Below are 11826 nucleotides of genomic sequence, written 5' to 3' on the forward strand. Positions count from 1 at the left end.
GCGACCGTGGACAATACCGCACAAGAAAACGCCCCGGACATCACATCCGGGGCATCGTTGATAGGTTATGCGTTAGACCTCAGGCTTCCAGCGCGCGGCGCAACATTTCCACGTCTTCCGCGATCTGGCCATCGGTGACTTTCAATTCTTCGATCCGCTTCACACCATGCATGACCGTGGTGTGGTCGCGTCCTCCAAACCGGCGTCCGATTTCGGGCAAGGATCGGCTGGTCAATTGCTTGCACAGATACATCGCCACCTGGCGCGGGCGCGCGTAAGAGCGCAGACGTTTGGGGCCAATGATGTCCGACAAACGGATGTTGTAATAGTCGGACACTTTGCGTTGAATCTCTTCGACCGTGATTTTGCGTTCCGAGGCGCGCAGCACGTCGGCCAGACAATCCTGCGTCAGTTCCATGTCGATCTCACGCCCGACCAGCGAGGCGAAGGCGAACAGACGGGTCAGAGCGCCTTCTAGCACGCGCACATTTGTCGAAATGCGATGCGCCAGAAACTCCAGCACCCCATCCGCAATCACCAGATCAGGATAAGTGCTGATATGCTGTTGAACCTTGTTCTGAAGGATGCCCAGACGCAGTTCGTAATCGGTGGGGTGTAGATCAACAACCAATCCACATTGCAGGCGCGATTTTACCCGGTCTTCCAGATCCTTGATCTCACCCGGGGCGCGGTCAGCCGAGATGATGATCTGCTTGTTCTGATCCACCAGTGCATTGAAGGTGTGAAAGAATTCTTCCTGAGTGGAATCCTTGCCCGCGATAAACTGCACGTCATCGACCATCAGTACATCAACCGAGCGGAACAGGTGTTTGAAATCCATCATCCGGCGTTCGCGCAGAGCCTGTACAAAACGGTACATGAATTGCTCTGCCGACAGGTACAGAACATTCAACTCAGGATGTTTGGTTTTCAGCTCCCATGCGATGGCATGCATCAAGTGTGTCTTACCCAGACCAACGCCCCCATACAGAACCAGCGGGTTGAACGTGACCGGGCCACCTTCTGACACGCGGCGGGCGGCGGCATGAGCCAGCTCGTTAGGCTTGCCTACCACGAAACTGTCAAAGGTGAAACGCGGATCAAGCGGCGCGGCTTGCATCGAATCCAACGCCTCTTGCGCCGCCTCTGAGCGCGGTGCTACAGGCGCGGCGGCAGTCTCAGCTGCTGCCTCTTCGACCACTGGTTTTGCGACCGGATTCGGTCGCGCCGGGGTGTTGGCAGCAACGCGGAAATCCAAACGCTGAACAGACTCTCCCGAGGTATTCAGCTCGTACAATATCAGGTCGGCAAAATTCTGACTGACATAGTTGCCCATGAAATTGGTCGGTGCAGAAAACACCGCGACACCATCTTGCAACTCTTCAAACGTCAGAGGTTCAATCCATGTCGTGTAGTTGTTCCGGCCAATTACCTTAATCAACTTGTTACGCAGTAGTCCCCATTTCTCTTGTGTCATTCAGCGCCTCACGCATCCCATTCTTTATTGGCCTGTCAGCCTTATTCATACTGAACCGGTTTCCCGGTTTAGGGATCCACCACGCATAGGGATACGGTGCGCCGAACATGATAGTTCGGCGAGTTGATCACCTGCATGCGACCGTGCTCTGGTTCAGACGACTGGCAGAAAACAGCCTTCCGGCGAACCGGGTCAAAAGTCGCGCACACATTTTTTAGACAGAGCCAGAACCATCGGTAAGCCTAAGGTCCGTAGCAAATCGGCAGCCCGGCCAAGGCCGGTCAACGACGCCAGATCCGCAATCATCCTGATGCCCGTCAGTCCGATCGTGGAAACAGCCTGTCCCCCCAAGCGAGTGAATCGCTGAATCAGTGGTAGCAAGATGGCATGGGGCGCGGCAACGAAACTCTGATATTGACTCGGCACTTTGGCCGAAAGAATCTCTCGGTTTCGTGAGGGCGCGGCATTCCGGCAACAGGAAAAAAGGCGCCGCACTTAGCGACGCCTTTGAAATTGGTTCAGCCTTCCTGACATGACCTAAGGTCATGCAGCAAGTTTAACCCAGTGCTTTGACGCGCGCTGACAGGCGCGACATCTTACGGGATGCGGTGTTCTTGTGGAAGACACCTTTGGTGACGCCGCGCATCAGTTCGGGCTGGGCCGCGCGCAGGGCTGCGGTGGCCGCGTCCTTGTCGCCGGATGCGATCGCTTCTTCAACTTTGCGCAGATAGGTGCGGATGCGCGAACGGCGCGCTTTGTTTACGGCGAAACGCTTTTCGTTCTGACGGGCGCGTTTTTTTGCCTGGGGCGAATTTGCCATGTGTCTGTGACCTTCGTTCGGTACGGTTATCTAGGGTTGCGCGCCACGGATATATCCGCACCGGATCAGAAATCACGAGTGTGAGTCGGGCCAGGCGGGCCGCACGCGCATGTATGACAGCGGTCTCTACCCAAGTTTTATTGGTTTGCCAAGCCGATTCTTGACCGGCGCGCCCAACAAAAAAAGCAGGCCGAAGCCTGCCTTTCGCGGGGTCTTTGTTGCGACCTTACTTATCGCGGAACTGCGCAGCACGTTTTTCCAGAAACGCCGCCATGCCTTCTTTCTGATCTTCAGTGGCAAACATCGAATGGAACACGCGACGCTCGAACAATAGACCTTCGCTTAGCGGCAGTTCATAGCTGCGGTTCACCGCTTCCTTGGCGGCGGCAGCCGTCAGCAGCGATTTCTCAGCGATCTTCTGCGCTGCACCCATGGCTTCTTCCATCAGCTTTTTAGCTGGGACAACCCGGCTGACCAGACCCGAGCGTTCTGCTTCTTCCGCGTCCATGAAACGACCCGTCAGGTTCATGTCCATGGCCTTGGACTTGCCGACAAACCGCGTCAGGCGCTGTGTACCACCAATGCCAGCAATCACACCCAGATTGATCTCGGGCTGGCCGAACTTGGCTGTATCGGCTGCGATGATGAAATCGCACATCATGGCAAGTTCACACCCGCCGCCCAGCGCGTAACCCGCCACAGCTGCGATGATCGGTTTGCGAATGGCCGCAACGCGTTCGTTGACCGAAGCAAAAAGATCCGCGCTAAGCACATCAACAAAGCTCATCTCGGACATCTCCTTGATGTCCGCACCTGCAGCAAATGCTTTGTCCGAGCCGGTGATCACAACGCAGCGCACTTTGTCGTTCTGATCTGCTTCTTCCAGCGCGTCGCAGAGCTCACTCACCAACTGAGTGTTTAGCGCATTCATCGCGTCGGGTCTGTCTAGCTTTATCAGCCCGACGTGGTCTTCGATTTCGACGATGATCGTCTCAAAAGCCATAAGGTTTAGCTTCCGGTTGTTCCGTTCAGGTACGATTCCTTATCACGCGAAAAACTTGGATCAAGTTATCTTTGGCATTGCGCACAATAGAAGGATGAGCGACCGGACTGGGTGATTCTCTTGATCAATGCACCGCATCCTTCGGTGCGGCAGGGTTCATCTTCGCGCCCGTAGACATCAAAGCTGTGCTGAAAATATCCAAGTTCTCCATCGGCTTGGCGGAAATCCCGCAGTGATGAGCCGCCAGCATCAATTGCATCTTGAAGCACCTGCCGGATGATCGGCACCAAAGCTGCAATTCGTGGCTTAGAAATCTGCCCGGCTTTGCGACGTGGCGAGACTCGGCCCCGATAAAGCGCCTCGCAGACGTAAATATTACCCAAACCGGCAACGATTCCCTGATCCAGAAGCGCCGATTTCACCGGCGTGTTCTTCCCCTTGAACGCATCAATCAAGTGCTGTTCGTGAAAATCATTGCCCAAGGGTTCCGGCCCCAGAACCGACAAAAGCTTGTGTTCTTCGGCCGTCACCGTTGGCAACAGATCCATCGCCCCGAACCGGCGCGGATCATTGAACGTCACGCGCGCACCGTTGGCCATATGGAACACAACATGGTCATGTTTCTGCGCCCTGGGGTGCTCATGCACGAACTGACCCAACGGATCACCGGACACCGTCATTCGCCCCGACATACCCAAATGCACCAGAAGGGTCTCACCACTGCTGAGATCGGCCAGAATATACTTTGACCGCCGCCGCAACCGCTCAACACGCTTCCCGGTCAGGCGTTCCGCCATCCGGTCGGGAAACGGCCATCGCAGATCAGGGCGGTTCACGTCCGCCTGCGCGATCACCACCCCTTCCATCGCCGGAGCAAGGCCGCGCCTTACAGTCTCGACCTCGGGCAACTCGGGCATTACATGGCTCCTATACCAAAGGGCCGCATTGTGCCCGCTTCTCATGGCCCTATAACAGAAGCGAAATTCGACAAACGGCAAGGCAAATGTCTGACATCAACGACAACACCACTCATTTCGGGTTCGAAACCGTGCGCGAGGCGGATAAGGCAGAACGCGTGCAAAGCGTGTTCAGTTCCGTCGCCTCGAAATACGATGTGATGAATGATGTCATGTCGATGGGCATTCACCGGATCTGGAAAGATGCGATGATGGATTGGCTCGCGCCCCGTCCCGGTCAGCGCTTGCTAGATGTGGCGGGCGGTACCGGAGATATATCCTTCCGCTTCCTTAAACGCGCCGGTCACGGTCACGCCACCGTTCTGGACCTGACCGAATCGATGCTGATCGAAGGCCGCCAACGGGCTGAGGCGGATCAGATGTCTGAAAGTCTGGACTGGGTGGTGGGCGATGCGATGTCGCTTCCGTTCGAGGATAACACCTTCGACGTCTACACCATCTCGTTCGGCATTCGGAACGTGACCCGCCCGCAAGAGGCGCTGAACGAAGCGTTCCGCGTTCTGAAACCCGGTGGCCGCCTGATGGTGCTGGAATTCAGCCAATTGCCCAATGACGGGCTGCAGAAACTCTACGACCTCTACAGCTTCAACGTCATTCCGCGCATGGGCAAGCTGATCGCCAATGATTACGACAGCTATCAGTATCTCGTGGAATCGATCCGTAAATTCCCCAATCAGGAGACGTTCCTGAACATGGTCTGCAGCGCCGGTTTTGAGAACGCCAAATACCGCAACCTGAGCATGGGTATCGCCGCCCTGCATTCCGGCTGGAAAATCTAGATGCGCGGCCCGCACAACATCATTCGCCTGATCCGAACAGGCGCCACACTGGAACGCACCGGTGCCATGAACGTGGTGCTGGATGCGTTTGAAGCCCCCAGATCGTTGCGCTTCGTGGCCCACGCTCTTGGCAAGCCATTTCAATGGCTTGGCTACAAGGGCGATCCGGATATGCCCCCTGCGACGCGCGCCCTTACTGCACTCGGCCCCGCCTATATCAAGTTCGGGCAGGTGCTCTCGACCCGTCCCGACGTGGTCGGCGATGAACTGGCCGAACAATTGCGCGTCTTGCAGGACAAGCTGCCACCCTTCTCCAAATCTGAGGCCATGGCTGAGGTGGAAAAGGAACTCGGGCAACCCGTCAGTGACATCTTCAGCGAGTTCAGCGACCCCATTGCCGCTGCATCCATTGCGCAAGTCCACAAGGCCAAGCTGGTCACCACGGGTGAAGATGTGGCGGTCAAGGTCTTGCGCCCCGGCATCGAACGCGCCTTCCGCAAGGATGTGGATGCGTTCTATTTCGCTGCCCGTATCGTTCAACTCTTTGCCCCGGGCGCACGTCGTCTGCGCCCGATGGAGGTGATCGAACATTTCGACGGCGTCGTGCGCGGTGAGCTAGACCTGCGCCTCGAAAGCGCTGCCGCCTCGGAATATGCCGCCAACACAAAAGATGATGCAGGGTTCTGGCTACCGCCGGTGGTGTGGTCCCTATCCGCCCGCCGTGTGATGACGCTCAGCTGGGCGGATGGTATTCCGCTTGGCGACAATAACGCACTGGACGCCGCAGGCCACAACCGCCGTGACCTGGCGGAACGCGTGCTGAGGCTGTTCCTGTTGCACGCGCTGCGCGATGGCTACTTCCATGCTGATATGCATCAGGGCAACCTCAAGGTCGCTGCCAATAGCGATATCATCGCTTATGACTACGGCATCATGGGCCATATCGATGAATACACCCGCCGGGTTTATGCCGAGATCCTTTTTGGCTTCATCCGCCGCGACTACAAGCGCGTGGCCGAGGTTCATTTCGAAGCCGGGTACGTCCCCGCCGACCGGGATGTCGATGAATTCGCCCGCGCCTTGCGCGCCGTCGGCGAACCGATTTTCGGCATGGACGCAACGCATATTTCCATGGGTCGGCTGCTAAGCTACCTATTTGAAGTCACCGAACGCTTCGGCATGGAAACCCGGACCGAGCTGATCCTGCTGCAACGCACCATGGTTGTTGTCGAAGGCGTCGCCCGTTCGCTCGATCCACATATGAATATCTGGGAAGTCGCCCGCCCCGTGGTCGAAGACTACATCAAACGCTCAATCGGCCCACGCGCCGCGCTGCGGGACTTTGGGAAAACCGCTCTAGTTCTGGCCAGATTCGGCCCACGCCTGCCTGCACTGGTGGAGAACGCACTCATCGCACAAACCCAAAAAGAAGAGCCCAAAGAATCAGGCCTTCTACGCGGCATCCTCACAACCCTACTCGGCGCCGTCCTCGGGGCCGCCAGTGTTCTTATGATCATGGCGTTTGGCTAGGTTCAGCCCACCTGCTTCATCTGGCCATAAATATCCTCGGGGGGAATCGCGCCTTGGCGCGATGGGGGGCAGACAGCCCCCCAACCCGATCTCAGATCAAAGCCGCTCGATGGCAAGGGCGATGCCCTGGCCGCCCCCGATGCACATGGTGATCAATCCCTTCGAACCCCCCGTGCGCTCCAGCTCGTACAGCGTCTTCAAAGTGATGATCGCACCCGTCGCACCTACCGGATGCCCCAGAGCGATCGCGCCACCGTTTGGGTTCACCCTTGCAGCATCCAGCCCAAGTTCCTGATTGACCGCCAAAGCCTGCGAAGCGAAGGCCTCGTTGCTTTCGATCACATCAAAGCTTTCCGCTGACAAGCCGGTCTTCTTCAACAGGTTCTGAACCGCTGGAACCGGGCCAATCCCCATGACCTCGGGCCTTACGCCTGCATGGGCATATCCCAACACCCGGGCCTTGGGCTTCAACCCAGCCTTTTCCGCCGCATCTGCCGTGGCCAGAACCATCGCCGCCGCGCCGTCATTGATGCCCGAGGCATTGCCCGCCGTCACGCGCCCCTCTTTCTTGAATACTGGGCGCAGACCAGCCAGCGCTTCGGCGGTGGTCGCTTTGGGGTGTTCGTCCACCACAAAGTCAACCATGTCCCGCTTAACCTTGACTTGAACGGGCGCGATCTGGCTTTCGAAATATCCCGCCTCAATCGCAGCCGCCGCGCGGGTCTGGCTGCTCAGGGCGAACGCATCCATCTGTTCACGGCTGATCTGATGCTCATCCGCGACGTTTTCAGCCGTAACACCCATATGGCCGGTTCCGAATGGGCAGTTTAGCGCGCCCAGCATCATGTCCAACGAAGAAACGTCACCCATCTTCGCCCCCCAGCGCGCCTGAGGCACGATATAGGGGCTGCGCGACATGCTCTCGGCCCCGCCTGCCACCGCAAAATCCGCATCGCCCAGAATCAGCGCCTGCACTGCTGACACAATGGCCTGCGCACCAGATCCACACAGTCGGTTCACATTCATCGCAGGTGTCCCGTTCGGGATCCCAGCCTGCATTGCTGCGACCCGCGACAGGTACATATCGCGCGGCTCGGTATTGATTACATGACCAAAGACAACTGTCCCAATTTGAGCACCTTCAACACCCGAACGCTCAAGCGCTGCTTCGGTCGCCACCGTGGCCAGATCAATCGGCGCGGTCGAGGCCAATGCACCGCCAAAGGTGCCAATTGCGGTGCGCGCACCGTCGAGAATTACGATATCGGTCATGGGACAATCCTCCTGAATTTGCGCTTACTATGCACCCGCTGAATGACCCTGTCGCGCAAGACGTCCCGTCACGGTCAGAATTGACATCCGCTCGCGCAACACGCATGGATTCCGTCATGACGGAAAACACAGACGATATCCTGACCCGCCTGCCCGCCCGCCTGAAAGAGGCGCGCCGCGCCAAAGGTCTGTCGCTTGAGGCCGTGGCCAATCTCAGCGGCGTCTCGCGGTCTATGGTCAGCCAGATCGAACGCGGCGAGAGCAGCCCCACCATCTCGACCCTGTGGAACCTGACCCGCGCCTTGCAAGTCGATTTCGCGGGCCTTCTGGACGATGCCAACAACACCGACCAGATCGAAGTTTTGCGTGAGGCCGAAGTACCCAGCATCGACAATATGGGCGAGAAATGCCGCATCCGCATCCTCTCTCCCCCGGAGGAAGCCGGAGGGCATGAGGTCTACGACATCCAGTTCGAAGCCGGTGGAGCGCTGAACAGCCAGCCGCATGCGCGGGGGGCACGGGAACAGCTGACCGTTCTTGAAGGTGCTGTCCGCATCACCTCTGGCGCCGCGGTTTCCGAACTACGCCAAGGCGATACCGCGCGTTATGCGGCCGATATTTCGCACTGCATTTCAGCGATTGATGCAGCACGCGTGTTCCTGATCGTCAAGAACGCCTAACCTGCAAAATCCGTCTTCACGGATATTTTTCCTGAATATTGTATTTCCCCTATTTGGGAAACACGTCCGTTATGCTAGATATGCGACTCAGTTGATCGGAGGTCGCCATGGCAGATGCATTCTTGTCCCACATCACGGACACACTCGCGCAGATCGAATCCGAGGGTTTGTACAAACGCGAACGCATGATCACCTCGCCTCAGGGCGGTGAGATCACGGTGGGCGATCGTCAGGTCATCAACCTGTGCGCCAATAACTACCTTGGTCTGGCGGATCATCCCGCACTGATTGAAGCTGCCACCAATGCGATGGAGCCCAAAGGCTTTGGCATGGCCTCCGTTCGGTTCATCTGCGGCACCCAGGACATTCACCGGGAGTTGGAACAGAAGCTGGCCGAGTTCCTGAACAAGGACGACGCGATCCTGTTCGCTGCCTGTTTCGATGCCAATGGTGGGCTGTTTGAGCCTTTGTTAGGGCCTGAAGACGCGATTATCTCCGATAGCCTGAACCACGCCTCGATCATCGACGGGGTGCGGTTGTGCAAGGCCAAGCGCTATCGCTACATGAACAACGACATGAATGACCTCGAAGCTTGGCTGAAACAGGCACGCGAGGACGGCGCGCGACATATCATGATCGCCACCGACGGCGTGTTCTCGATGGACGGCTATCTGGCCAACCTGCCGAAAATCCGCGAGTTGGCCGACAAGTATGATGCGATTGTCATGGTCGATGACTGCCACGCCACCGGCTTCATGGGGCCGAACGGGGCTGGCACGCCGGATCATTTCGGCGTCGATGTGGACATTCTGACGGGAACCTTGGGCAAGGCACTTGGGGGGGCAATCGGCGGTTATATCGCTGGGCCGCAACCAGTGATCGACCTGCTGCGGCAGCGGGCGCGGCCCTATCTGTTCTCGAACTCGCTGCCGCCCTCCATCGTCGCCGCCGGGCTGCAGGCGATCCGTCTGGTCGAAGAAGGCGATATGCTGCGCGCGCAACTGTTCGGCAACGCCAAGTACTGGCGCGCGAGGCTGGAAGGTTTGGGCTTTGACCTGCTACCGGGCGAACACCCAATCATCCCGGTGATGCTAGGTGAGGCTCAGCTGGCACAGGACATGGCGGCAAAGCTGTTTGAGGAAGGTGTCTATGTCTCGGGCTTCTTCTTCCCGGTTGTCCCGCGCGGGCAGGCGCGGATCAGAACGCAGATGAATGCGGCCCTAACGCGTGAGGAACTGGATCGCGCCCTGGCTGCCTTTGGCAAGGTCGGCAAAGACCTGGGAGTGATCTGATGCGCCCCAACACTATGAAAGCACTGGAGAAGTCCAGGCCCGAGGAAGGGCTATGGTTGGTGCAGGCCCCCGTGCCCGAGATCGGCCCGGACGAGGTTCTGATCCGCGTCAACAAAACCGGCATCTGCGGCACCGATATCCATATCTGGAACTGGGATGACTGGGCCGCCGCCACGGTTCCCGTGCCGATGATCACCGGGCATGAGTTTGCCGGTGAGATCGTCGAGATCGGCCGCAATGTGACCGGTCTGGAGATCGGCCAGCGCTGCTCGGGCGAAGGCCATCTGATCACCCCCGACAGCCGCCAAAGCCGTGCGGGCAAATTCCACCTCGATCCTGGTACCCGCGGGATTGGAGTCAACGAGCAGGGCGCATTTGCCCAGTACCTGAAACTGCCCGCCTTCAATGTCGTTCCACTGCCCGATGAGGTGCCTGATGAAATCGGCGCCATCCTCGACCCGCTGGGCAACGCCGTTCACACCGCGCTTAGCTTCGATCTGCTGGGCGAGGATGTTCTGATCACCGGCGCGGGCCCCATTGGCATCATGGCCGCCGCCGTCGCGCGCCATGCGGGTGCCCGAAACGTGGTGATCACCGATATCAACGCCGACCGTCTAAAGCTGGCCGAACATGTGGTGCCAAGCGTGCGCCCTGTCGATGTATCCGCCGAGGAGCTGAACGACGTCATCACCGAGCTCGGCATGCAACAAGGCTTTGACGTTGGTTTAGAGATGTCGGGCTCTCAGGCCGCATTGGACCAGATGGTCGAGGCCTTGGTGATGGGCGGAAAGATTGCTCTGCTGGGTATCCCCCCGGGCAAATCCCCGGTCGATTGGTCCCGGATCGTATTCAAAGCCATTACCATCAAGGGTGTCTATGGGCGCGAGATGTTTGAGACCTGGTACAAGATGATCGCCATGTTGCAGAACGGTTTGGATGTCGGCCGTGTGATCACCCATCGCTATGGCGTGGACGACTTTGACAAAGGCTTTGCCGCCATGAAATCGGGCCAATCCGGCAAGGTTGTTCTGGACTGGACCTGAACCACTGGAAAGTTGCAAACGCAGCCTCTACACACGTAGCAAACAGCACAGGTGGGGAGGCAGCATGAGCGACAAAGCCAATGAAGACCGGTATCTTGAGCGCGGGATTGAGGACTCTCTGGTCACCGATTTCGCCGAAACCCACCGCAAAAGCTATGGCGACTTTCTGCAACTCAAGACTCTGCTGAACCTGCAACGTACGTTTCAGGACCCGGCCCAGCCCGATGAAATGCTGTTCATCATCATCCATCAGGTCAGCGAGTTGTGGCTGAAGCTGATGCATCACCAACTGGTCGAAGTACGACGCTTCTTGCAGCAGGATGAATTCGGCCCAGCGATGAAGAACATCGACCGGATCAAAGCCATTCAACGGCAGTTGATCACAGCATGGGAAACCCTGTTGACCATGACACCTGCCGATTACATGACATTCCGTCAGGCCCTTGGCAGTTCGTCCGGCTTTCAAAGCTACGGGTATCGCCAGATCGAATTCATTCTGGGTAACAAGGATGCTTCGACCCTGAAGGTTCATGAACATGATCCCGAGGTCATGGAGCAGTTGAACGCGGTGCTGACGAAACCTTCGCTGTATGATGAGGTGTTGCATATGCTTGCGCGCCAGGGCTTCGATGTACCGCAAGACCTGTTGGACCGCGATTATGCACAACCCTATTCAGGGGACCCTCGCGTTGTGAAAATCTGGGCGCAGGTGTACAGCGATACCGACCGGTATTGGCAGCTGTATGCGCTGGCAGAAAAGCTGATGGATGTGGAATCCCTCTTCCAGCGCTGGCGCTTCGATCATGTCACAGCAGTCGAGCGCGTGATCGGCAATCAACCCGGCACAGGCGGGTCCAGCGGCGTCTCTTTCTTGCGCAAGGCCTTGGATTTGAGGTTCTTCCATGATCTCTACGATGTACGCACCGAGTTGATGTACACAGATCAGGAGTAGG

At 57.8% G+C, this 11826-nt stretch carries 11 protein-coding genes; 6 read left to right on the top strand and 5 right to left on the bottom strand.

Annotated elements, in window-relative coordinates; translation table 11 throughout:
• Positions 1 to 79: 79 nt before the first annotated feature.
• The 4 genes from dnaA to mutM all read right to left on the bottom strand — a co-directional run bounded on the left by dnaA (position 80) and on the right by mutM (position 4217).
• Positions 80 to 1477: a chromosomal replication initiator protein DnaA gene (gene dnaA, locus ABLN87_RS17340; RefSeq protein WP_353012547.1), complete on the bottom strand. Its 1398-nt coding sequence runs from the start codon at positions 1475 to 1477 to the stop codon at positions 80 to 82.
• Positions 1478 to 2033: 556 nt separating this feature from the next.
• Positions 2034 to 2297 carry a 30S ribosomal protein S20 gene (gene rpsT / locus ABLN87_RS17345; protein ID WP_142638226.1) on the bottom strand — a complete coding sequence of 88 codons (264 nt, stop codon included), beginning with the start codon at positions 2295 to 2297 and terminating at the stop codon, positions 2034 to 2036.
• 226 nt (positions 2298 to 2523) lie between these two features.
• Complete coding sequence (locus ABLN87_RS17350; RefSeq protein ID WP_353012550.1) at positions 2524 to 3300, bottom strand: enoyl-CoA hydratase; 777 nt, start codon at positions 3298 to 3300, stop codon at positions 2524 to 2526.
• Positions 3301 to 3365: 65 nt separating this feature from the next.
• Positions 3366 to 4217 (bottom strand): bifunctional DNA-formamidopyrimidine glycosylase/DNA-(apurinic or apyrimidinic site) lyase, encoded by an 852-nt coding sequence (gene mutM / locus ABLN87_RS17355; protein ID WP_353012553.1) that lies wholly within the window; start codon positions 4215 to 4217, stop codon positions 3366 to 3368.
• 86 nt (positions 4218 to 4303) lie between these two features.
• Here mutM and ubiE point away from each other — a divergent pair, with 86 nt between their 5' ends.
• Positions 4304 to 5056: a bifunctional demethylmenaquinone methyltransferase/2-methoxy-6-polyprenyl-1,4-benzoquinol methylase UbiE gene (ubiE, locus tag ABLN87_RS17360; protein WP_353012555.1), complete on the top strand. Its 753-nt coding sequence runs from the start codon at positions 4304 to 4306 to the stop codon at positions 5054 to 5056.
• Positions 5057 to 6586, top strand: a complete 1530-nt coding sequence (gene ubiB, locus ABLN87_RS17365; RefSeq protein ID WP_353012558.1) for a 2-polyprenylphenol 6-hydroxylase — start codon at positions 5057 to 5059, stop codon at positions 6584 to 6586.
• 96 nt (positions 6587 to 6682) lie between these two features.
• On the opposite strand, the gene ABLN87_RS17370 is transcribed toward ubiB, so the two are convergent.
• A complete protein-coding gene (locus tag ABLN87_RS17370) occupies positions 6683 to 7858 on the bottom strand; it encodes an acetyl-CoA C-acyltransferase family protein (protein ID WP_353012560.1) in 1176 nt (391 codons plus the stop codon).
• Between the two features lie 116 nt (positions 7859 to 7974).
• Between ABLN87_RS17370 and ABLN87_RS17375 the strand changes: the two genes are divergently transcribed.
• The 4 genes from ABLN87_RS17375 (at position 7975) to ABLN87_RS17390 (ending at position 11825) form a co-directional block, all read left to right on the top strand.
• Entirely contained in the window at positions 7975 to 8538 is a 564-nt protein-coding gene (locus tag ABLN87_RS17375) for a helix-turn-helix domain-containing protein (RefSeq protein ID WP_353012563.1), read from the top strand.
• A gap of 107 nt (positions 8539 to 8645) precedes the next feature.
• Entirely contained in the window at positions 8646 to 9830 is a 1185-nt protein-coding gene (locus ABLN87_RS17380; protein WP_353012565.1) for a glycine C-acetyltransferase, read from the top strand.
• A 14-nt stretch (positions 9831 to 9844) separates the two neighbouring features.
• Positions 9845 to 10873 carry an L-threonine 3-dehydrogenase gene (tdh, locus tag ABLN87_RS17385; protein WP_353012865.1) on the top strand — a complete coding sequence of 343 codons (1029 nt, stop codon included), beginning with the start codon at positions 9845 to 9847 and terminating at the stop codon, positions 10871 to 10873.
• 64 nt (positions 10874 to 10937) lie between these two features.
• Entirely contained in the window at positions 10938 to 11825 is an 888-nt protein-coding gene (locus ABLN87_RS17390; RefSeq protein WP_353012568.1) for a tryptophan 2,3-dioxygenase, read from the top strand.
• The last annotated feature ends 1 nt before the right edge of the window (position 11826 follow it).

Origin of the sequence: Ruegeria sp. SCP10 (genome assembly GCF_040329495.1) — a bacterium.
Taxonomy (GTDB): domain Bacteria; phylum Pseudomonadota; class Alphaproteobacteria; order Rhodobacterales; family Rhodobacteraceae; genus Ruegeria.

Bases quoted from the DNA above. Each gene is read 5' to 3' on its own strand.
- dnaA (WP_353012547.1), bottom strand. From the start codon at position 1,477: ATGACACAAGAGAAATGGGGACTACTGCGTAACAAGTTGATTAAGGTA.
- rpsT (WP_142638226.1), bottom strand. From the start codon at position 2,297: ATGGCAAATTCGCCCCAGGCAAAAAAACGCGCCCGTCAGAACGAAAAG.
- ABLN87_RS17350 (WP_353012550.1), bottom strand. From the start codon at position 3,300: ATGGCTTTTGAGACGATCATCGTCGAAATCGAAGACCACGTCGGGCTG.
- mutM (WP_353012553.1), bottom strand. From the start codon at position 4,217: ATGCCCGAGTTGCCCGAGGTCGAGACTGTAAGGCGCGGCCTTGCTCCG.
- ubiE (WP_353012555.1), top strand. From the start codon at position 4,304: ATGTCTGACATCAACGACAACACCACTCATTTCGGGTTCGAAACCGTG.
- ubiB (WP_353012558.1), top strand. From the start codon at position 5,057: ATGCGCGGCCCGCACAACATCATTCGCCTGATCCGAACAGGCGCCACA.
- ABLN87_RS17370 (WP_353012560.1), bottom strand. From the start codon at position 7,858: ATGACCGATATCGTAATTCTCGACGGTGCGCGCACCGCAATTGGCACC.
- ABLN87_RS17375 (WP_353012563.1), top strand. From the start codon at position 7,975: ATGACGGAAAACACAGACGATATCCTGACCCGCCTGCCCGCCCGCCTG.
- ABLN87_RS17380 (WP_353012565.1), top strand. From the start codon at position 8,646: ATGGCAGATGCATTCTTGTCCCACATCACGGACACACTCGCGCAGATC.
- tdh (WP_353012865.1), top strand. From the start codon at position 9,845: ATGAAAGCACTGGAGAAGTCCAGGCCCGAGGAAGGGCTATGGTTGGTG.
- ABLN87_RS17390 (WP_353012568.1), top strand. From the start codon at position 10,938: ATGAGCGACAAAGCCAATGAAGACCGGTATCTTGAGCGCGGGATTGAG.